The organism is Bdellovibrionota bacterium, from assembly GCA_040386775.1.
Taxonomy (GTDB): Bacteria; Bdellovibrionota; Bdellovibrionia; order Bdellovibrionales; family JAEYZS01; genus JAEYZS01.
In genome coordinates, this window is sequence record JAZKEU010000016.1 from 94,421 (window position 1) to 115,693 (window position 21,273).

General features: G+C 39.5%; 26 protein-coding genes and 2 tRNA genes. 12 read left to right on the top strand and 16 right to left on the bottom strand.

The annotated features are described in order from the left end of the window. Positions 1–2: 2 nt before the first annotated feature. Both V4596_09855 and V4596_09860 read right to left on the bottom strand, forming a co-directional pair. Complete coding sequence (locus V4596_09855) at positions 3–290, bottom strand: hypothetical protein (protein MES2769437.1); 288 nt, start codon at positions 288–290, stop codon at positions 3–5. Beyond that, a complete protein-coding gene (locus V4596_09860) occupies positions 262–558 on the bottom strand; it encodes a BrnT family toxin (protein MES2769438.1) in 297 nt (98 codons plus the stop codon). The genes V4596_09855 and V4596_09860 overlap by 29 nt, the downstream gene beginning before the upstream one ends. Before the next feature lie 174 nt (positions 559–732). Between V4596_09860 and V4596_09865 the strand changes: the two genes are divergently transcribed. From V4596_09865 to V4596_09905, 9 genes are read left to right on the top strand one after another with little or no spacing between them, the layout of a single operon-like run. After that, positions 733–1,647 (top strand): hypothetical protein, encoded by a 915-nt coding sequence (locus V4596_09865; GenBank protein MES2769439.1) that lies wholly within the window; start codon positions 733–735, stop codon positions 1,645–1,647. Beyond that, positions 1,647–2,567: a nickel ABC transporter permease gene (nikB, locus tag V4596_09870; GenBank protein ID MES2769440.1), complete on the top strand. Its 921-nt coding sequence runs from the start codon at positions 1,647–1,649 to the stop codon at positions 2,565–2,567. The genes V4596_09865 and nikB overlap by 1 nt, the downstream gene beginning before the upstream one ends. Beyond that, positions 2,564–3,400 (top strand): ABC transporter permease, encoded by an 837-nt coding sequence (locus V4596_09875; protein ID MES2769441.1) that lies wholly within the window; start codon positions 2,564–2,566, stop codon positions 3,398–3,400. The genes nikB and V4596_09875 overlap by 4 nt, the downstream gene beginning before the upstream one ends. 47 nt (positions 3,401–3,447) lie before the next feature. Further along, positions 3,448–4,584: a beta-N-acetylhexosaminidase gene (gene nagZ, locus V4596_09880; protein MES2769442.1), complete on the top strand. Its 1,137-nt coding sequence runs from the start codon at positions 3,448–3,450 to the stop codon at positions 4,582–4,584. Between the two features lie 36 nt (positions 4,585–4,620). Then, on the top strand, positions 4,621–6,426 hold the full coding sequence (locus V4596_09885) for a TonB-dependent receptor (GenBank protein MES2769443.1): 1,806 nt from the start codon (positions 4,621–4,623) through the stop codon (positions 6,424–6,426). After that, positions 6,371–7,219 (top strand): helical backbone metal receptor, encoded by an 849-nt coding sequence (locus tag V4596_09890; protein ID MES2769444.1) that lies wholly within the window; start codon positions 6,371–6,373, stop codon positions 7,217–7,219. Before V4596_09885 ends, V4596_09890 begins: the two co-directional genes overlap by 56 nt. After that, positions 7,216–8,211 carry an iron ABC transporter permease gene (locus V4596_09895; GenBank protein MES2769445.1) on the top strand — a complete coding sequence of 332 codons (996 nt, stop codon included), beginning with the start codon at positions 7,216–7,218 and terminating at the stop codon, positions 8,209–8,211. The genes V4596_09890 and V4596_09895 overlap by 4 nt, the downstream gene beginning before the upstream one ends. After that, positions 8,204–8,899: an ABC transporter ATP-binding protein gene (locus V4596_09900; GenBank protein ID MES2769446.1), complete on the top strand. Its 696-nt coding sequence runs from the start codon at positions 8,204–8,206 to the stop codon at positions 8,897–8,899. Before V4596_09895 ends, V4596_09900 begins: the two co-directional genes overlap by 8 nt. Positions 8,900–8,905: 6 nt before the next feature. Then, positions 8,906–9,766 carry an energy transducer TonB gene (locus tag V4596_09905; protein ID MES2769447.1) on the top strand — a complete coding sequence of 287 codons (861 nt, stop codon included), beginning with the start codon at positions 8,906–8,908 and terminating at the stop codon, positions 9,764–9,766. 18 nt (positions 9,767–9,784) lie between these two features. Here V4596_09905 and V4596_09910 read toward each other — a convergent pair whose 3' ends face one another. The 9 genes from V4596_09910 to V4596_09950 form a co-directional block, all read right to left on the bottom strand. After that, positions 9,785–9,916, bottom strand: a complete 132-nt coding sequence (locus tag V4596_09910) for a hypothetical protein (GenBank protein MES2769448.1) — start codon at positions 9,914–9,916, stop codon at positions 9,785–9,787. A gap of 63 nt (positions 9,917–9,979) precedes the next feature. Further along, complete coding sequence (locus V4596_09915; protein MES2769449.1) at positions 9,980–10,834, bottom strand: hypothetical protein; 855 nt, start codon at positions 10,832–10,834, stop codon at positions 9,980–9,982. Continuing rightward, a complete protein-coding gene (locus V4596_09920) occupies positions 10,835–13,417 on the bottom strand; it encodes a ribonucleoside-diphosphate reductase subunit alpha (GenBank protein ID MES2769450.1) in 2,583 nt (860 codons plus the stop codon). Continuing rightward, on the bottom strand, positions 13,418–14,389 hold the full coding sequence (locus tag V4596_09925; protein MES2769451.1) for a ribonucleoside-diphosphate reductase small subunit: 972 nt from the start codon (positions 14,387–14,389) through the stop codon (positions 13,418–13,420). 568 nt (positions 14,390–14,957) lie between these two features. After that, the gene (locus V4596_09930) at positions 14,958–15,386 is read right to left on the bottom strand and encodes a hypothetical protein (protein ID MES2769452.1); all 429 of its coding nucleotides are present in this window, start codon (positions 15,384–15,386) and stop codon (positions 14,958–14,960) included. 13 nt (positions 15,387–15,399) lie between these two features. After that, on the bottom strand, positions 15,400–16,380 hold the full coding sequence (locus tag V4596_09935) for a hypothetical protein (GenBank protein ID MES2769453.1): 981 nt from the start codon (positions 16,378–16,380) through the stop codon (positions 15,400–15,402). Positions 16,381–16,391: 11 nt separating this feature from the next. Then, positions 16,392–17,183: a TIGR02147 family protein gene (locus tag V4596_09940; GenBank protein MES2769454.1), complete on the bottom strand. Its 792-nt coding sequence runs from the start codon at positions 17,181–17,183 to the stop codon at positions 16,392–16,394. 93 nt (positions 17,184–17,276) lie between these two features. Then, the gene (locus tag V4596_09945) at positions 17,277–17,468 is read right to left on the bottom strand and encodes a CPXCG motif-containing cysteine-rich protein (protein MES2769455.1); all 192 of its coding nucleotides are present in this window, start codon (positions 17,466–17,468) and stop codon (positions 17,277–17,279) included. Between the two features lie 20 nt (positions 17,469–17,488). Next, positions 17,489–17,908: a GNAT family N-acetyltransferase gene (locus V4596_09950; GenBank protein ID MES2769456.1), complete on the bottom strand. Its 420-nt coding sequence runs from the start codon at positions 17,906–17,908 to the stop codon at positions 17,489–17,491. Between the two features lie 96 nt (positions 17,909–18,004). Between V4596_09950 and V4596_09955 the strand changes: the two genes are divergently transcribed. Beyond that, on the top strand, positions 18,005–18,433 hold the full coding sequence (locus tag V4596_09955) for a VOC family protein (protein ID MES2769457.1): 429 nt from the start codon (positions 18,005–18,007) through the stop codon (positions 18,431–18,433). Position 18,434: 1 nt separating this feature from the next. Here V4596_09955 and V4596_09960 read toward each other — a convergent pair whose 3' ends face one another. The 3 genes from V4596_09960 to V4596_09970 all read right to left on the bottom strand — a co-directional run bounded on the left by V4596_09960 (position 18,435) and on the right by V4596_09970 (position 19,743). Further along, positions 18,435–18,956, bottom strand: a complete 522-nt coding sequence (locus V4596_09960) for a hemerythrin domain-containing protein (GenBank protein MES2769458.1) — start codon at positions 18,954–18,956, stop codon at positions 18,435–18,437. Next, complete coding sequence (locus V4596_09965; GenBank protein ID MES2769459.1) at positions 18,956–19,621, bottom strand: DUF2959 family protein; 666 nt, start codon at positions 19,619–19,621, stop codon at positions 18,956–18,958. The genes V4596_09960 and V4596_09965 overlap by 1 nt, the downstream gene beginning before the upstream one ends. Before the next feature lie 45 nt (positions 19,622–19,666). Next, positions 19,667–19,743: transfer RNA gene (locus V4596_09970), tRNA-Arg, on the bottom strand. A gap of 87 nt (positions 19,744–19,830) precedes the next feature. On the opposite strand from V4596_09970, the gene gmhA reads away from it, so the two are divergent. Together gmhA and V4596_09980 are read left to right on the top strand one after the other, a co-directional pair. Beyond that, entirely contained in the window at positions 19,831–20,427 is a 597-nt protein-coding gene (gene gmhA, locus V4596_09975; protein ID MES2769460.1) for a D-sedoheptulose 7-phosphate isomerase, read from the top strand. Positions 20,428–20,507: 80 nt separating this feature from the next. Further along, positions 20,508–20,600, top strand: a tRNA-Ser gene (locus V4596_09980). A 71-nt stretch (positions 20,601–20,671) separates the two neighbouring features. On the opposite strand, the gene V4596_09985 is transcribed toward V4596_09980, so the two are convergent. Then, positions 20,672–20,977, bottom strand: coding sequence for a type II toxin-antitoxin system RelE/ParE family toxin (locus V4596_09985; GenBank protein MES2769461.1), 306 nt, complete (start codon positions 20,975–20,977; stop codon positions 20,672–20,674). Next, positions 20,974–21,258: a type II toxin-antitoxin system Phd/YefM family antitoxin gene (locus V4596_09990; GenBank protein ID MES2769462.1), complete on the bottom strand. Its 285-nt coding sequence runs from the start codon at positions 21,256–21,258 to the stop codon at positions 20,974–20,976. Before V4596_09990 ends, V4596_09985 begins: the two co-directional genes overlap by 4 nt. Positions 21,259–21,273: the final 15 nt, after the last annotated feature.

Below are 21,273 nucleotides of genomic sequence, written 5' to 3' on the forward strand. Positions count from 1 at the left end.
TTCTAAGCAGGCTTCTTTTTTCTCAATTGAGAAATTTCTTTTTCAAGCCTGCTCAGTCTATATTCATAAGTATGCTTACTATCACTTCTGTTCAAAATTTCTTTTAAAAGTCTATTGAGTAAGTTTTGATAAGGAATCCCTGTTTCTTCTGATCTTTTTTTTAACTTAAAAATTGTTTCTTCATCAATATTAACGGTAATTTTGACTTTTTTCACTTTAGCCATTGCAGCTCTAATTTTTCTCGTCCCTTCTTCGTCTATTCTAAGATCTTTCAATTTTGGCATTTTCATATAATTTCCTCATTTTGCGCCACTCTGCACATCCAATAATTCTAATTTTGTCATCTCTTTCTACAAACCATGTTGTTAAAACCCTACCATCTGAAGCCTTGCCTACCCAAAAATATCGATCTTCTTTTTCTGAGTGTTTTATGTCTTTTAATTTTATTCCTTGTTCGTCAGAAAAAATCTCTTCCGCTTCTGAAAACGATATTCCATGTTTTAAGAAATTCTGCTTTTCTTTTTCCTTATCCCATTCAAACTGCATATATTTTACCATACTTATATGGCTTTTACCATATTTTTACTTTAGACCAAATCTATGGCGTTTTATACGAAGACATTTGGTTATGCAAGTGTTTGAAATTAATTCGGATTTCGAACAAAATGGACGTTGCCAAGGTGATTTTCTTCTCTTAGAATTATAGCTGCAACATTTGAAAGGGTCTTCAGAATGAAATTCATATCACTTCTCATCATCACATCTTTCCTCAATCTACAATCATCCCACGCTAAAGTTTTACAAGAAGGTTGGTACCAGATTCTTTCTGGTCAACAGCATGTAGGTTACTTAGTTCAAAGATATGATTTCAACGAATCCAAAAAACAATTTAAATTTACATCCTTCATGAAAACAAATGCCTTGGGCGGTGATGTCACAGAGAGCGTGGACGCTACCGCTTCCGATACTTTTGCTCCCGTTTCTTATCAGTACACAACATTAGTTGGTAAATCGAATAAGTTTATCGATGCTAGTTTCAAGGGCGATTCTATGACTGCTAAAATCACTGAGCGCGGAGAAACCAAAACTCTCCAAGAAAAATTAAAATCAAAAGAAGTTTTTCTTTCTTACTTCCTAGTTTATAAAATTCTTCAGCACAAAACAGGATTGAAGAGCGGACTTTCCCTTGAATACGATGCCATTGCCGAAGAAGATGCAAAAACATCTAAAGGTTATGTCGACGTGAAAGAAATGGAATCCATGAACGGCGTTGAGGCCTTCAAAGTTCTTAATAGATTTAAAGATGTAAAATCCATCAGCCATATCACTCCTATTGGGGAGGTCCTTCAGGTAAAACAACCTGTCACTGGCCTACAATTAAAGGCAGCGACTAGAGAAGAGGCCACAAAAGGATTTCCTTCTTCTGATAAAAGCATCAAAGCTTTATTTGTAACAGTTCCTCCGGACAGTCATTTTAGTAAAAGTGTAACCAGTGCAAAGCCAAAAGAACAAGCGGCGCCGACGGATGGAGAAAAGAAAGTGGAGTTTACCGAACCTTCGACAACTCTTCCGAAGGGAACAACAATTCCTCCAGGAAAAGGCTTGCCTCCTAAGAAACAAATTGAAGAAAATAATTCGGAACAATAATGTTTAACTATTTGCTCAGAAGAATTTTATTAATGATCCCGGTGCTCTTAGGAGTGGCGACGTTGACATTTTTTCTGATCCATTTTGTTCCAGGCGATCCAATTGATATCATGCTCGGTGACCAAGCCTCTAACGTCGACAAAGCAGCGCTTCGCACGGAACTCGGGTTGGACCAACCTCTCGGCGTGCAATACAAAAAATTCTTATTGGGTCTTACAAAATTTGATTTAGGAAAATCTCTTTATAGTAAAAAACCTGTCGCAAGCGAGATCGGCGAAAGACTTCCTGCAACTATGGAACTGGCTTTCGCTGCGGTATTTATTTCTATGTTGATTGGAATTCCACTCGGAGTTCTTGCCTCTATCAAGCAGTATGGATTTTTGGACAACTCTGTTCTTGTTGGTGGACTTTTAGGGATGTCCCTTCCTGGTTTCTGGACAGGTCCAATGATGATTTTAATTTTTTCCATTTACTTAGATATTTTTCCAGTGAGCGGGCGCGGCGGTCTCTTTCATGTGATCTTGCCTGCTGTTTGTTTGGGATTATCTTTAAGCGCCATTCTGATGAGAATGACAAGAGCCTCCATGCTAGAGGTGAATAAAGAAGATTATATTAGAACCGCAATTTCAAAAGGCGTTCCAAAATCTCAAGTGTTATTTAAGCACGCACTGAGGAACGCACTCATCCCCATCATAACTATCGTAGGATTGCAATTCGGTGCTTTATTGACCGGAACAGTTATCACCGAAACAATTTTCGACTGGCCTGGGATTGGCTCTTTATTCTATGAAGGAATTCAGCAAAGAAATTATCCCGTAGTTCAAGGTTGTGTGCTTTTTATTTCGTTCACTTACGTTACGGTAAATCTTCTCACGGATTTGGCTTACGCTATCGCCAATCCTAGAGTGAGGCTCTCATGAATAAAAGCAATTCGCAGAAATTTTTTAATAAAAGAAATATTTTGATTTTTGTAGGCGGATCCATTGTTCTTGTTGTGCTCTTGGTGGCGATCTTTGCTCCATTTATTGCCACTCAAGATCCAAATGTTATGTCTCTTGAGCACCGCTATCAGCCGCCGTCGTCACAACATTTATTTGGCCTAGATCAAGATGGTAGCGATGTGTTTTCAAAAGTTGTTTACGGATCCAGAATCAGTTTCTATGTCGCCATCAGCGTGGTAGCGATTTGTTTATTCATTGGATTGATCGTAGGTTCGCTGGCGGGTTATATCGGAGGAAAAACAGACCAATTCTTTATGAGAATTGTGGATATGCTTTATGCATTTCCAGGATTTTTATTGGCGATCTCCTTAGTTGCAGTACTTGGTCCCTCCATTCACAACTTGATTCTTGCAATGTGTATTACTGGCTGGGCAAGTTACGCAAGGCTTGTAAGAGCCGAAGTGCTTCACTTGAAAGCAAAAGAATACGTGCAATCTGCAAAAGCCTTAGGCGCAAATCCATTTCGCGTTGTGATCCTTCATGTATGGCCAAATCTTGTTGGGCCTATTGTCGTGCAATCATCTTTTGCCATGGCTGGAACTATTATTTCTGAATCCTCTCTTAGTTTTCTAGGACTAGGTGCACCGCCAACTACACCAACGTGGGGCGCGCTACTTAATGCCGGTAGAAAAATTCTTATCGAAGCTCCCCATGTGAGCTTTTTCCCTGGTCTAGCTATTGTGTTATTAGTATTAGGATTCAATTTATTCGGAGATGGCCTACGCGACTACCTTGATCCAAAGAAGAACTAGTGGTCTAATAGAGTAGTAGTACAAAGCGGAACGTAAGTAGGTAAATTATGACGAATATAGTCTCAGATAAAATCGGACAGTTGTTATTCATCGGCCTCAAAGGCACTTCATTAACTGCGGAAGAAAAAAAATTCATCATCGATAACAATATCGGCGGCGTAGTTCTGTTTGGTAGAAATATTTCAACAGATGAATCTTCTCGCCTAGAAAACTTAGTTCAACTTACGACAGAACTTCATTCTCTAAAAAATCAACGTCACGACAAATCTCCTCTCTATGTCGGAATCGATATGGAGGGCGGAAGAGTTGCAAGGCTTAAAAATCCTTTTACAATCTGGCCTCCACTAAAAAAATTAGGCGACCTCGATTCTGCATCAACGGCCTTTATGATGGCCGAGAATATGGGCGAAGAATTAAAAGCTGCCGGGATCAACGTGAACTTTGCACCGAGTGCAGATATTTTAACGAATCCAAAAAACGAAGTGATCGGAGATAGATCTTTGGGTGGCGATGCTGAGCATGTGGCAAAGTTATCCTCGGCGCTAGTTCGTGGTTACATTAAATCAGGAATTATTCCGTGCCCAAAACATTTCCCCGGTCATGGCGATACACTTTTAGACAGTCATACCGATTTACCCATTCAGAAAGAAACTGATCTCGAAACTCTTATGAGTCGAGAAATGCTTCCTTTCAAACGCGCATTGAGAGCGCGTGCGCAGATGATTATGACGGCGCATATATTATTTCCTAAGATCGATGCGGATTGGCCAGCAACTTTATCAAAAATTTTCATCACTGATATCTTGAGAAAAGAATTCAGATACAAAGAACTTATCATTACTGATGACCTCGATATGAAGGCCCTTAGAAATAAATATTCTGTTGAGACCATTGCAACAAGAGCACTCGAAGTTGGCGCCAATATGCTTTTATATTGCAACGAACCCGAAAGCCATGTGCTTGGACTTGAAGCCATCAAAAAAGCCGTTAAAGACAAGAAACTTGCCGAGGCCATCATCGACGAGTCTTACTTGAAGGTTTTAAATAACAAAAAAGACAATCTATCACAATTTACGACGCTTCCTTTAGCAGACGCTAAAAAGATCATTGGAAAAGATGCACACAAAACTGTTGCACAGAATATAAAAGATGGCGTTTTACCAAAAAATATCTCAGACGCATAGACAAGAACTAGGTCTTAGTGTTACCTCTCTTCCCACATGAAAGAGCTACTATTCACCGCTGTCATTCTATTCACTTCGTTTGCTGCTCAAGCTCAAGATGTAGAGAAGCAACCTCAAGAAGTGGTAGAGGCAACTCCCATTGAATCTTTCAGCGGAAAATCTGAGGGTTGGCCCAAGGACAACATTTCACAAGATGTTCTCGATGTTCAGGGCTCATCACTTTACGATGCTCTCAATAAGTATCCAGGTATCCAAACTCAAGGTGAAGCTTCAAGCGGATCGCCCTCCATTAGAATCAGAGGATCCGGTGGAGCTACGCGTACCCTTTTACTTTTCAATGGAACTCCCATCAATGCACAAGATGGCTTAGGTGCAAATCCATTGTTACTTCCCACAGAAATTGTGGATAGTGTGGATATCTTAAAAGGACCTTCTTCGCTTTTTTATGGATCCGATGCCGTCGGTGGAGCGATCAATCTAAAGCCAAGAAAATTCACTTCTCCAACCGTAAGGTTGGGATATGAGTCTACATATAAACCTTCTGTTTTTTTAGGATCACCGCTTTTTCAATCTGAAAAACATTCACTACAAGGAAGCGTTTACCTCGATGAGTCCAAAGGAAACTACAAGTACGACGACCCAACTCTTGGAGAAACAAAAAGAATAGATAACGAACGCGGCAAACAAAGATACTCTCTCATCGGCGAAAATAAATTTTCTAAAACAACTTTTTCTCATCACTTCGTCTACGCAAGAGAAAAGGGCAAAAGCCCTGGGCCGGTTCCCTATGATGCTAGTCAGGTTGTCGATTTCGATAGAAATGCATTCTTAGGTGCTGTTCACGTAAATCAAAAAATCAATTCCCTGTGGAATGCAAACTACAAGCTCAGTCATTCAAGAACAGACAATGACAATACTCAAAATGCGGTAAAAACAAATTACTTTGCCTCCAAAAGCACTCATTCTTTAAGCACGGACTATCAAGTTTCAAATTATGCAAATCTCGAGCTATTTACAGATTTTTCAAGAGATGATTTTGAAAGTCTTTATGTCAACGCAAGCAAACTTCATGACGAACATTTTGAACACGGATTAATTTTAAAAGCGCAAATTTCAGAAAGCGAATATTTATTAGCAGGACTCAGATTTTTTCCAGATCAAAATGAATCTGTTAAAAATATTTTACTGAAGCAAGACAAGAAAGACTATGTCATTTGGGCTTCTTACTCTGAGGGTTTAAGAATTCCTGATTTCACACAAAGACTTTCAAATGCACCATTTATGATCGGGAATCCCAATCTCGATGTAGAAAAATCGAATCAGATTGAAATTGGTGCGGAAACCTTGATTAAAAAAACAAAATTAAAAATTTCTGGATACCAGATCGATTACAAAGAATTTATCCAATACTCTGCGACTCCCTCTCCTTATTCTTTTGAAAACGTCCAAGATGTGACAACCAAGGGAATCGAGCTCCAAGCTTCTACGGATTACAAGATTTATCACGGATTGATTTCTTACTCTATTATGGAGTCTAAGAACGGTTTAAATGACGAAAACATGCCTCTAATTCCTAAAAATCAAGTGTATGTTCTCGTGGGCGCACAACTTGCCGCCTTTATCTTTGAACTGCACAACACCTTCTGGAGTGGATATAAACTCAATAGCACAAATGAGACCGGAAGCTGGTCAACCACAGACCTAACAGTAAGAACATCTGGATTTAATGATTGGAAATTCAAAGCAGGTGTTCTAAATTTGTTTGGTAAAGAGAGAGTATTTACCTATGGCTATCCTGAACCAAAAACCCAATATTTCGTTTTTGCAGAACAGTCTTTTTAGTCTGGTTCTACTTTTTTCTATTCCCTCTCAAGCTGACGAGCTTCGCATTGTGAGCCTTAGTCCTGCAATTACTGAAGTGCTGTTTGATTTAGGTTTACAAAAAAATATTGTTGGCACTTCAAGTTTTTCTAATTATCCAGAAGAAGCAAAAAAAATTCCATCCGTCGGTTCTTATCTCAGTCCTTCCATAGAAAAAATCATAAGGCTAAATCCCACACATGTTCTCGCTTTCAAAGAAGGAGATCCGTCAATTGGAGAATCTTTGGATAAGGCCAAGCTCAACACTATTGTTTTGGAATCACGTTCTCTCGATGATTTTGAAAATATGCTCAAAGAACTTGGCGCTTTATTCAAAGTCGAAAAAAAATCCCAAGAAATAATTTCTCTTTGGAAAACTCAATGGTCGAAACTTGAAAATGTACCAAGATCAAAAGAAAAACTTATGATCCAAGTCGACCAGAGCCCAATATATATTGCCGGCAATGATACTTTTATCTCTAGAGCTTTTGAAAAATGTGGATTTAGAAATACATTTGATAATCTTGATGGCTATAAAAAAATTCAACTCGAAGCCGTAATGAACAGGAAGCCAGAAATCATTCTGGTTGTCGGTATGATCGATCAATCCGGAAACTTTAATACCGTAAAAGAATTTTGGAAAAGCAATCCTGTCACAAAGAATGCAAGAATCATCCAAGGAGATGGAGATATATTGAGTCGCCTCTCGCCAAGGTTCCCAAAAGAAGTTATTAAAATTTGTTCCCAACTGAAACCACTAAAGGCCGCGGAATGATTTATGTCCTAATCGCAGTCTTTAACATTCTGTTGATCGTAATTTCTTTGGCAACGGGCGCGGGGCAGATTTCTTTTACAGAATTATTTTCTTTTCTTGGAAACTCTTTAGATAATGAATCCATTCGATATATTTTTTCCGATTTAAGAGTTCCAAGAACTTTTGCTCTTGTATCCATCGGCTTATCGCTCGGTTATTCTGGAATTATTCTTCAAACTATTTTGGATAATCCCCTTTCTGAACCCTACACGCTTGGACTCTCTGGCGGAGCAACTCTCGGTGCCGTGATTGCCTTGCTCATCGGGATTCAGCCTGTGTGGCTCTCACTCCCTGCTGGTTCGATCATTGGTTGTGTGATTATCACTATTTTTGTTCTTGGTTTTTCTCAAAAAAAATATTTATGGAAATCCAATTCCATGATTTTAGTGGGCGTCATGATTTCTTTATTCTGTGGAGCTTTTGTTACGCTGATTATTTCACTTCTTGAACCCTCAAAGATGCAATTGGCAATTTTTTGGATGATGGGCCAAGTCGGGTCGCCCCGCGATCTCTGGTGGATTTATTTATTCCTGCTCTTCACAGCTGCGCTGATTTATGGACTCTGGAATAAAGTCCATCTCGATAGATTTTTAATCGGCGAAGATCTCGCGGTAAATCTTGGAACCAACACAAAAAAAATTCGCACGCGTTTTATAATTTTGGTTTGCTTACTCACTTCGATCAGTGTTTCTATTGCTGGTCTTGTGGGGTTCGTGGGGCTCGTGGCTCCTCATATCACCTATGCAATTCTTAAAACAAAAAGACACGGCAAAACTCTGGTCGTTGCACCCCTTGTTGGATCAGCATTATTTTTAATTTCTGATATTCTCTCTCGTTTGATGAGTAGGGACATTGAGATCCCTGCTGGAAGCTTAATGGCTCTGATTGGTGCGCCGATTTTAATTTATTTCCTGATCAATGGTTTTAAAAACAAGGCGGTTAAAAATGCTTAGCTTTAAAAACCTTGCCGTAGGATTTGATAAAAATATTCTGGAAGAAATTTCCGGAGAATTAGCCAATGGCTCCATCACTTTCCTCATTGGTCCCAATGGCTCCGGAAAGACCTCTTTACTCAAAACTCTTTCGCAAATAATTCCAGCAAAAAAAGGGATTATTTCCACAGAAGATAATCCTATTTATTTATCCTCTGAGGTGAATCTTCAAGTTGGACTCACAGGAAATGATCTACTTGATCTTTACATGAGCAAGAACTCTAAGTGGTTCAATCTAGATCTCTTAGATTTTTTTGAAGTTAAGGAATTATTAACTTCTCCACTTGAGATTCTCTCTGCCGGGGAAAAACAGCGCATTCTTATTTGTGCGGTACTTTCACACAAATCTTCGATTGTGTTTTTGGATGAACCTCTCAATCACTTGGATTGGAATTTTTCTCTTAAATTAAAAAAAGTTATCAAAAATCAGGCATCTCAAGGTCGAACTTTCCTTATTTCTAATCATGATCTCAACTGGGCACTCGATTTGTCAGAAACTCAGACTTGGGTCTTGTTTAAGAAATCAATATTCCTCAAAAACTCTACCGAATCCGTGCTTAATGATATAAAATTACAAGAAGTCTTTCGAATTAAAACCGAAGTTATCGCTTCTCAGAATAGAAAAGTAATTTCTCTTACAGAATTGTAGGTCATCATGAGCGAACAGAAAAAAATGAGTAATGCAAAGGTAGTGGCTCTAGTTATTTCCATCGGCCTGCACGCTGGTGTTGCTTACTACTTGGGAAGCTTAGCCCTAGATTATGCTTTACCAAAAGGCGAAGTATCTTCTATCGAAATGAATATCGATATGCCTAAAGGCGAAACCACGGAAGTGGCCGTAGTTGAGAAAACTCCCCCACCTCCCGCACCAACTCCGGTAGTTCCGCCAAAACCGAAAGTGATTCCTAAACCTGTCGCTACAAAACCTGAATCCAAACCCCTTCCTAAAGATCTTCCTACGAAAGAACCTGTGGTTGAAGACAAACAGGGAGAAATGCCAGTCGCCACCGAAATTCCTGAAACTCCTCCGCAAGTAGAGCCAATCCCTGAAGAACCGGTTCAAGAAGCGGCGGCAGAACCTACACCTGAAGCTGTTCCCGCTCCGCAAGTCGAACCAACTCCTGTTCCTACACAGGCCGTTGCACCAGCAGAGACACAAGCTACCGGTCCTACAGCTACAGAGCAAGGTTATGGAACTCCTGTGGGCAATCCCGAAGCAACGCTTATTCCTCAAGGATCCAACAAAAGTCACACGTATCCCTACATGGCTAGATTGAGAAAATTAGAAGGTGTTTCGATTGTTCAATACACGGTTTCTCCAACAGGAGATGTGACAGAGACAAAAATTTTGCAAAGCTCTGGGCACTCCGTACTTGATGGTGAAGCGGTAGATGCAATTAAGAAATGGAAGTTTAAACCAATGAGTAGCGAAGTGGTTTATGAAAAAGAAGTTGTCTTTAGATTGAAGGGCGAAGCAGAAGCCGCCCCATCGAAACTGCGCAGATTAGAAAAGTAACAAAGAAACAGCTAAAGCCTATTCTTCTCCGAAAAGAGCTTCTTTAGTCTTAGTTGTACCTTGATTGCGGTTTTTTGCTTTTCTTTTTTGACCCATTTTTGTGTTTCTGTTTTTACGGATCAATTCAAGTCTTTTCGTTTTAGATGCCATGGCTTACCTCGTCCTAATTATCGCCTTTAGTTAATGTAAGGCGTTCAAAGATTGGCCAAGCTATCAAAAGTAGATCCTGAGGTCAACAGAATGACCGTATTCGTCCGTTTCCGCGACGTTTTTTTCAAAGGCATAACCAAAAGATATTTTAGGAGCATTCCAAGCAAGCCCTAAAGTCCAATAATTCTGGTTAATTGGCGCATCCCACTTAGCTCCGGCCCGCAAGGCAATTTGCTTAAAGTACATGTGCTCAATCCCAAACATAACGACCGATTCATCGGACTCGTTGTCCTCCATTTGATAAGTGACGTCCAAAGCTGCTCTGAAAAACTGCATAAAAAGATAGTTTACACCCACCTCAACACCTCTTTTGAGATGCTCAAGGTCCGTAACCAAAAGGTTTGTAAACACCAATCCCAACCCTAAGTTATCCATCGGAGCATAAAGAAATCCAACCTTAGCGTCCCATTCGGTTTCCTCTTTTCCACCTTCGGGAGTATCTGTGTATCTTGCCACATCAATACCAAAAGCCACGTTACCAAAAATCTCTTGGCCCGTAGTTAAATGGATATCTTCCCTTACGCCGTAAGCGCCAGAATTGATATCGCGAGTTTTTAAATACGTGATTGCTAATGGGAACATACTGTCCGTTTGATTTTCAGAAGCATGGATCGCAAAATTTCTTGTCGATCCTTTATCAAGAGTTTGAAAATCTCGGTAAGCCGTTGCGAGATTGTATCCACGGACAGAAACAAAAGAAGCTGGGTTCAAAAAAGCCACTTCGTTTGGAATGACCGCGGCTCTTCCGGTTCCGCCCATAGCTTGAGAAGCCACCCCAGTAAACTGAGTGGACGCAATCGACACTTGAGCTATTAAAAGAAAAAATAGGATCAATAATAACCCGATGGTGGATTTCATTTACGATCCGCACATCTCGCATGAATCAGGATTTTCTAATGAGCACGCTTGTTGAGCTGCTAAAAATTCTGCTTCAGTCATTGCGGTACGTTCTTCTAAAAGTTTTTGCTCTCTAGGAGAAAGTTGTCTTTCAGGAGCTGGCGTCGACATTTGCATGGTCGTTGAAACTGGAATTGCGGCAAAGCCTCCAGCGCCTGCTTCCATAGTCGGCTGGAATCTAACCGCCTCTGTGGCTGGATCCCAAGTTGCCGCCTGTTGCGCTTTCATTGCCAAAAGCTCCATTGCTTGCGCGGGAGTCGTAGAAATTTCTGATTTCTTCGTTTCTTGATCTACCGTGAACTTGATGGCGTCTGCCGCTGGTCTTGACCTTAGGTAATACATCCCTGTTTTCAAACCTCTCTTCCATGCATGGAAATGCATAGAGGTTAATTTTGCAAAATTCGGCTGCTCCATAAAGATATTTAAGCTTTGGCTCTGATCAATGAACGCGCCACGGTCTGCTGCCATATCCAGAATCGTTTTTTGCTTAATTTCCCAAGCTGTTTTGTAAATCAATTTCAGGTGATCTGGAATTTCTGGGATATTTTGGACCGAGCCATTGTGTGAAATGATTTTGTTTTTGATTGCTGGATTCCATTGACCCAACTCGATCAAATCCTTCATCAAATGCTTATTCACGATGGCAAACTCACCGGCAAGAACTCTTCTGGTGTAAATGTTCGAAGTGTAGGGTTCAAAACATTCATTGTTCCCAAGAATTTGCGAAGTGGAGGCCGTAGGCATTGGCGCAACCAAAAGAGAGTTTCTTACGCCCGACTTCTTGATGTTTGCTCTAAGAGTTTCCCAATCCCATCTTGGAGAAGCTTTTACGTTCCACATATCGTGTTGTAAAATTCCTTTAGAGATTGGAGATCCTGGATAAGTTTCATAGTGACCAAGCTCTTGAGCAATTTCATTTGAAGCAGATAGCGCCGCAAAGTAAATCGTTTCAAAAATTTCAGAATTCAATTTTGCCGCTTCTTCAGAATCAAAACCCATTCTCAAAAGAATGAACGTGTCTGCTAAACCTTGAACGCCCAAACCAATCGGTCGGTGTCTGAAATTTGATCTTTTCGCTTCTTCTACTGGATAGTAGTTAAGGTCGATAATTTTGTTTAAGTTTTTTGTAGCAACTCTTGTGACCTCAAAAAGTTTTTTGTGATCGAACTGACCGTTGATCACAAACTTTGGAAGAGCGAGTGAAGCTAGGTTACAAACTGCAACTTCATCAGCAGCCGTGTACTCCATGATTTCAGTGCAAAGATTTGATGATTTGATCGTACCAAGATTTTGTTGGTTCGATTTTCTGTTCGCGCTGTCTTTATAGAGCATGTAGGGCGTTCCAGTTTCTGATTGAGATTCTAAAATCTTGAACCATAACTCTTGAGCCTTAATTGTTTTTCTTGCTCTGCCTTCAGCTTCGTATTTTGTATAAAGCGCCTCGAACTCCTCACCCCAACAGTCAGCAAGACCCGGAGCTTCGTTCGGACAAAAGAGTGACCATGTTCCGTTTTCTTCGACTCTCTTCATGAAAAGATCTGGAGTCCACATAGCGAAGAATAGATCGCGAGCTCTCATTTCTTCTTTACCGTGGTTTTTTCTCAAGTCCAAAAATTCAAAAACATCTGAGTGCCATGGTTCAAGATAAATTGCGAAGGCACCTTTGCGTTTTCCGCCTCCTTGATCCACGTATCTTGCTGTATCGTTAAATACTTTCAGCATCGGTACGATACCGTTAGAAGTTCCGTTGGTTCCTTTGATGTAACTTCCTTGAGCTCTAATGTTATGAACACTCAGTCCAATTCCACCTGCCGATTGAGAAATCACCGCGCATTGTTTTAGAGTATCAAAAATTCCCGGAATAGAATCGTCTTTCATTGTTAATAAGAAACAAGAAGACATTTGAGGCTTAGGCGTTCCCGCATTGAATAGTGTTGGTGTCGCGTGCGTGAACCATTTTTGAGAAAGAAGATTATACGTTTCAATAGCTGCCGGAATATCGGTACCATGAATTCCCACGGACACGCGCATGAGCATGTGTTGCGGTCTTTCTACCACTTGGCCTTTTAATTTTAAAAGGTAAGATCTCTCTAGAGTTTTAAATCCGAAATATTCAAAATCAAAATCTCTATCGTAAATGATCGCTGAATCTAATTTTTCCGCGTTATCCATAACAACTTTATAAACTTCGTCAGAGATAAGCGGAGCCTTTTGACCGTTCTTAGGATCGATATATCTATAAAGATCTTCCACCACTTGGGAGAAAGTCTTCTTGGTATTCTTATGCAAATTCGAAACGGCGATTCTTGCCGCCAAGATCGCGTAATCTGGATGCTTGGTTGTTAAGTAGGCTGCTGTTTCTGCGGCCAAGTTATCGAGTTCTGATGTAGTAACCCCATCATAAACTCCGTTGACAACTTTCATTGCTACTTCGGCTGCATCTACGAAATCTGCATCCAATCCGTAACAAAGTTTTTTGATACGTGAGGTGATTTTATCGAATTGTACAGTTTCTTTTCTGCCATCTCTTTTTAATACGAACATTTAAAACTCCGCTTCTAGTGTAAAGATTTGATCGGCTTTGTCGTTCATGACGCCGGCTTTTTGATAGTCACCCACTCTCTTCTCAAAGAAGTTTGTTTTCCCTTGAAGCGAGATCAACTCCATCCAATCGAAAGGATTTTTTGTGTTATAAAGTTTTGCGTAACCCAGTGACGTCAATGATCTGTCTGCTACGAACTCGATGTATTTAGACATCATATCTGCATTCATTCCAATAAGGTTTACAGGAAGAGCTTCCGTGATGAATTCTTTTTCAATCGCAACGGCATCGCTAATTATTTTGTGAATTGTGTCTTCAGAAAGTTTGTCTTGTAACATGCTATAGAGAAGACATGCAAAATCACAATGTAGCCCTTCATCTCTAGAGATCAATTCATTAGAGAACGTAAGCCCAGGCATTAGTCCGCGCTTCTTTAACCAGAAGATAGAGCAAAAGCTACCCGAGAAGAAAATTCCTTCCACAGCCGCAAACGCCACTAATCTTTCAGCAAAAGAGTTTGTGTTGTTGATCCACTTCAATGCCCAGTCCGCTTTTTTCTTTACCGCAGGTACTGTCTCGAAAGCGTTGAAGAGTTTATCTTTCATTGCAGGATCTTTAATATAAGTATCAATCAATAATGAATAGGTTTCGGAGTGAATGTTCTCCATAGCGATTTGGAATCCGTAGAAACATCTCGCTTCAGGAATTTGCACTTCATTTGAGAATCTCACTGCGAGATTTTCATTTACAATGCCGTCGCTGGCAGCAAAAAACGCTAGCACGTGCGAAATGAAGTGTCGCTCGTTGTCCGTTAATTTTTCCCAGTCATTTTGATCATGACTCAAATCGATTTCCTCAGCGGTCCAAAACGACGCCTCGGCTTTTTTGTACATTTCCCAAACTTCCTTGTGTTTGATTGGGAAGAGAACAAATCTTTGTTTATTTTCTTGTAGTAGAAATTCTGAAGTAGACATCGTCGTTACCTTGCCACTCTCATTCTTTGAAAGTGTTAAATTTTAATTTGTTAATAGAGAGTGATCTCTCGATTGGATCGATCATCAGTCAACGATTCCTGAGCCCCCTCTGAATCGTTGGAACCAATCAAATCACGAAACATGAAATTTGCAATAGCCTTTTAAAAAAAACAATTAAAAATCTAGACAGAGCTCTGGGACCACTACCGCTAGTTTTTGTAATCAATTTCTAATCCCTACAATTCATTCAGAATTTTAAAAACCACTGATTGTTTTGAGAAAAATTTAAGCAAATTTTTTGACAAATAAAATGCAAAGCAAAATAGTTTTAAGCACTTGACAGCCTTTCTTCAAAAAAACTGCTGCTTAAATCCCCAACAAAACTAGACCTAGACTAGACCACTACTGATAGTGAATACGCCGCAACATAACCACTATATCTACTGCCTTATGCCATGTATTTGCGCAAAATTAGCTGAAATGAAAATTTCTGGAGGTTTTTTTATCAACGCCTTTAGAAAATAAAAAAGGCCGCAAGGGCCCTTCTGTATACATAGTAGAAATTAACTCAGTTACAAAAATCGTAAGTTTTGCGCCACACTTCTTGTTCTGATTTACAGGCTGCGAGCGCATAAGATTTTTCGTCTCTCACTTTGTTTTTTGAATCACCGTTAGCAACATCTGCGTTTTCAGTTTTCAATTCTACAAGATCAACAAATGTTCCTGTATTTTCTGTGCCTCTCGCGGTGTAACGACTTTGTTTTCCATTTGAAAAAATCATTACACGATTTTCTTTGTATCCATATTTAAATTGATAAAAGAAAGAAGCACCACTTTGTTTCACCGAGCAGACAGAAATTTCGGTGATGCAGCGACTTTCTACTTTATCTGCTAGAATGTAAGGATGTGCCTGATAACACTTTCCACATTTTTTTCCACCGTGAGCTTGAGCGCTCATCCCGATCATCATCAGCATTACTATAATTAATTTTTTCATTTTATTTCCTTTGTTAAAATTGAATTGAAAAATTGTTAGCATTATATCCTGTCCATATTACCCTCTCTCCAATTATAAATTTTGCATCTGCCGGTATAAATCTCACGTTTATATACTGGAGAGTAGAGCTGTAGGAATAAATTAATTTAAAAAAGGTAACATCCGGACATTTGTTGATTGCTTTATAAAGATCATAGGACAAGTTATCTTTGCTCCATATAGAGTATTGATCTGGGAGCAAATCATACAAATCGTATGCGCCTCTTCTAATTTTTATTCCACATTTTTTTAATCTCCCCATTTTGATGTCTTGGATAAGTGCTGTTGCCGATACATAAGACTCCAAACCAAGAATTTCTCCAATCATTGATACAAATTCTGGGTCATAACTCCACTGGGAACCGTGAACCTCTAATTGTTTTTGCATAATCATTTCTGCATTTACCAACTCAGCATATTGAATCTCTGGTTTAACTATCCAAAGAGCTTCATGAAACAGAATGGCTCCTTGTTCTGCAGGTTTTAATTCAAAAAATGGGGGTAATAAATACGTATCATCAGCAATCGTAATAGCTGCTAATCCTAAACTGTTAGGGCTGGCTTGATCTTTAAAAAGTTTTATGTATTCGGCAATTAGTCTTTCATACGTTCCTTGTTCAAGCTGACTCTTTTCAATCTTAAAATAACGCCTAGTCGGACTTGGCGCTAACGCTTTAATAAACTTTCCAATGTAATTTTTTGTTAAATCTTCATTGCTATAAAACAACGAAACAAGCATGGATAAACCTGGAATTTCCTGTAGGCCTTGAGGAATGCTCAACTTCACCATTTCTATTTTCATTCCCGCAGAACCAAACGTAAGATACATTCCATTACGCTTAATCACTCCCCCGCCGCCACCATCTTGGCCTTTCAATGTGGGTTTTGGTTCCGCTGGCCCTGCGAAGCTTTGAAAGCTTGCGAGCAACATCAATATTAAAATTATTTTCTTCATTTTTACTCCTCTTAGTTACTTTTCTTTTTATTCTTTAAGTTTTTTGTTTTATTTCCCGTGAGCGGGAAAAACCCTAGCTGCAACTGATAGACTTCATCTGGCCGAGGTGAAGCTTCCATCAGTTCACATAGTTTTTTTCTGAACGCTTGAATTTCTTTTTTTGCTTTAAGTATATCTTTCGTATTGATCGCTATCGTAATGCTGGAGTGATCACGAATTGCGTAATCATCCTTTGCTAAGGATTCTAAGGATTTTTCAAGAAGTTGCTTTTGATATCTCTTTTTGGCTTCAGAGGTCTGTTGGGGATTGTAGTGAGTGGTAAAACCATCCGTTTTATCCAACCAAACATTTCCGTTGATTTCTAGAATTCCCACTCTTTGCAATCGATCAAGAGCGATTTTAATTTGATTGGAATTCACGTTGAGTCTTTTGGAAATCCAATTCGCGTCCGGTTTAAAATCCGAAAGTTTCATCAGTTCCAATATCGTGAGGTGGTACCACTCGGATACGATCACAAACATTTCTTGCGAAAGCTGTTTGAATTCGGCGTGCTTAGAATCCTCGGTGTGACCCAATGCTTGTCTTTGATAATTCCAAACTTCTTCCGAAGTGAGGTTTAAAGCAAAGCCAATCTTGCCCATCATCTCGGCCGTCAATGCGCGCTTACCGGATAATATTCCAGATAAGGTCGCAGCACTTACGCCAAGCTGTTTCGCAAAAGCTCTTAATGAGAAGCTAGGATTCTTCCTGATCTTTTCTTCTAAGCCCATTTTAATTTTTAATGTGAAATTTTCTGTTTGCATTTGGAGCAAACTACACAAGGATTTATTTTATTGCCATGTTTTGTGAAACAAAGTGTTTCATGAAAGAAACGCTATGAAAAGTTTATAGAAAGCCTAACCCGGCTCAGCACTCACCGTAAACTCTTCGGTTTCCAAATCTTCAACATTCACTTTGATCATGATGGGCTTACAGCAGACCTGGCAGTCTTCTATATACTCCGTATTTCCCTGACTCAGGTCCAAGAAAGTCGTAAAAAATTCTCCACAATGTGGACATTCAATTTCAGCTGCTGGTTCGAACTGCATTACTTACCTCTTTAAAAAACTCAATTATAGACAAACAAATAAAAGGGGCCCATCTCATCATTTCCAGTTTCTTCTATTTTCCAACCGTGGGATTTATAAAAACGAACTGCCTTATCATTCTTTACTACGCACTTTAAGCTTGCCGGTCTGCCTATAGTCTTTAATGCATATTGCAGAAGGGTTTTCCCGTAGCCTTTGTTTTGATATTTAGAATCTATGTAGAGATGGTGGATAAAATTATCCGCCTTCCAAATAGAAATAAAGCCCGCAATATTATTGCCATCTAGAATAACGTGAATCTCCTCACCCAAAGTATCTGCAAAGAAATCCCTCAACTTGAAAGTCCCATCCGGCATCCAGTTGAAGGTCTCGCTCCTCGAATAAAAATAAATATTCGCAAGCGTTGGAATATCTGTGGTCTCGTATTTCCGTATTTTCATATATATTAATTTTTAATCCAATTTGCAGAATGTGCAAGACTGTTCTTGGGAATGTGTCGTAACCTACTAATGCCAACAAACTTGAAAGGAACGTCTATGGAAGTTCAAGAAATTCATCGAGGTCGCTTAATTGATCATTTGCATTTAGTAGTCAAAGATCTTGGAGCCAGCAAGAAATTCTACGAAGCAATCTTCACCGCATTGAAAATTCCTTGGGGTGGTGATGGAAAAGATTTTTTTTGGGTGGATGAACTTTTTGTTTCAACAAAATCCAGTGAGGCCGCGCAAGGGCATCTCACCGGTCGATCTCACTTTGCTTTTCAAGCACACGACGAAAAAATGGTGCAGGCTTTTCACCAGGCAGGTTTGGCGGCTGGCGGAAAAGACAACGGAAAACCCGGGATTCGACCTTACCATCCAGGATACTACGCCGCTTTTTTGATTGATCCTGATGGGAATAATGTCGAAGCCGTCTTTCACGGAAAAGCCAAAAGAAGTTCTTCTTCCGTTAAAATTAATTTTTGAATCAGTCGCTGTATCTTGCAGCGCCTCTTTTGTCAGATGAAGTTTTCTTTCTAACTTTTACGTAGTTCTTGCCAATTTTTCTTTTGGTTTGCAGGGCCGCGTATTTTTTAAAGCGAGGAAAAAGATTTTCTTCTTCTTCGTCAAGATGGTGCTCAAGAAATTCACAATAAATCTTCATTTGCTCGAGACGACGATCTTTATCCGAAACTTTTTTTAGGCCACGAATCACATTCTCATGCACCCGATGCTCTTCGTAACCTTCCATAGTTGCGTCCTTAAATTTAGGATGGTTCCGAATGAGCGTAAAAAATGTATTTTCTTCGGCCTTCACGTGGGAGTTGACGGATTTTTCTAGTTCTTTAAAGGCTTTCATTTGTTTGGCCGGAGTTGATCTACTGGATTTAACTTGCGCCATCAGTTTGCGCAGTAGACGATGATCGGCCAACAACAGTTTAATGATCCCCAAATGATGTTCTTTGGTTGGACTTAGCGATACTTTTTTAAGTTTGGATTTTTTAGCCATTATTCTTTCTCCATATCCGCAATGACTTCGTTGGCAGCAGAGATCGAAGCCTTCATATCCACCATCAGATTTTCGATATCTTTTTCAATGCGCACGTGTTCCTTCTTAAGAGAGGCAATCGCCTTTGCATTTAGATTGTGCTTTAGAAAAAGAACTTGGTCTTTTAGCTTTGCCAAAACGGGTTTTATTTTTATTTCAGATTTACCAAGATTTGTTTTTAGAAGTGCATATTTCTTTTTTGTAGCACTCAAGGATGCAGAACTCTTTGCTCTTAGATCTGCCGAGGTGATTTCTTTAATTTCTTTATCCCATTCTTCAAAAAGATCCGCGGCGGTGGTGTTGACTCTCTTGATGCTGTCATGAACTTCATTCGCGCGAGATTGCGCATCTTCGTAGGATGAATTTAGATCTTTATATTTGCTTTCTAAATTTCCTCCATCAAAGTTATAAACTTCTTTTAGTTTATCTAAAGCGGATTGCAAAGATTCTTTCGTCTCTTCTTGTCCGTCTTTGGTTTGTTCTAGATATTTTTTAAATAAATCTCTTTTTTCGACGCCAACAATTTCCCAGGCAGAGTACTTAGTGTTTCTAGCCGCCTTTTCAATCGCCGTTTGGCAGCCAAATAAAAATAGCGAACTGATAAGAACGACTTTAAAAAAATGCATAAACTCCCCTTTAACAAAATGATATGGAATGGACTTGGAAAAAATTGGCGCGGTCGGCAGGAGTCGAACCTGCGACCACCAGATTCGTAGTCTGGTACTCTATCCAGCTGAGCTACGACCGCACTCTTGGTAAATTAGAAACGTTAGGAATATAGAGAACTTGCAAATAAATCAAGATATTCATAGATTAACAGGCAGGAGAATCAATTATGATTATAGAAAAGATACCAGAAACATGGAAAAAGTCTCTAGTTGAAGCTCAAGAAACTTTACAGAAATTCTTGGCTGATCCTGAACTGCTTAAAAAATGCGAAGAGTTTTCAAATATTCTGATCAATTCTTTCAAATCTGGAGGAAAACTCCTAACTTGTGGAAATGGGGGCTCACACTGTGACGCTATGCATTTTGCCGAAGAATTCACCGGCAGGTATAGGAAGGATCGTCGCCCTTTAGGAGCTTTAGCTTTGGGCGATGCCAGTCACACAACTTGTGTAAGCAATGATTATGGTTTTGAGTACGTTTTCTCGAGGCAAGTTCAAGGCCTCGGCAGAAAAGGCGATGTTCTCGTCGGCCTTTCAACAAGTGGCAATTCTAAGAATGTGATCTTAGCGGTTCAAGAAGCTAAAAAACTGGGCATTAAAACCGTGGCACTTTTAGGAAAAGACGGTGGTGAACTTAAAGGATTGGCAGATCTATCTATTGTGATCCCCGCTCAAACATCTGATCGTATTCAGGAAATGCATATCAAGATCATTCATACTGTAATTGAAACAGTGGAGCGCGAAATATTCCCTGAAAACTACTGAGTCTGCTAAGAAGGGTTGCTTAGAGCTCTTCGATGTGGCAGAAATAGAGCCCTGGTAATTTGTACTTCAGCAATCTATACGGAAAAGTGGGTGAGTGGCTGAAACCAACAGTTTGCTAAACTGTCGTACGGGGTCAACCCGTACCGAGGGTTCAAATCCCTCCTTTTCCGCCATTTTTTCTTAACTTAATCATTTCAATAATTTGAGAATCAAAATTATTTTGCGTGACCACTAATTAAAAAAATTATTTTCTAATATCGCTTTTCTTTAGTTTACGATGACTTTCAAAAACCGTAAGAATTTCTATCGATGTTTTTTTGATTCTATAAACTAGACGGTAATTTTCAATTATAAGTTCTTTTATGTTTTCTTTATTAAACTCAGGTACAACTCTGCCGCGACCCGGAAGACTTTCCAAGCTTTCGCCAGCATCAAATAACTCTTGTACCCAAGCTTCAGCTCTTTCAAATGAGTCTCTAGAAATATATTCTTTTATTAAAAGTAGGTCTTGGACAGATTTCTCAGTCCATACAATTTTAAAACCACTCATTTCTTTTTAAGGCCCAATTTTTTTTTTGCTTCTTTTGAAGTTAGCACTCTACCATTATCAGCATCTTCTAAGCCCTGATTAACAGACGCCATAAATCTCGCCGTTTCCTGCTCTTGAATGCGATCAAATTCCGCTGGCGACAAAAGCACTCCCGCTGGCTTACCATTTTGTGTGATAAGCAGAGGTTGAGCCGATGAATTAATTTTTTCCAATAATGCTGGAGCCTGATTTTTAAACTCAGCTAGAGTAACTACATCTTGGGATATCTTTATTGCCTTCATAAACACCTCTTTATA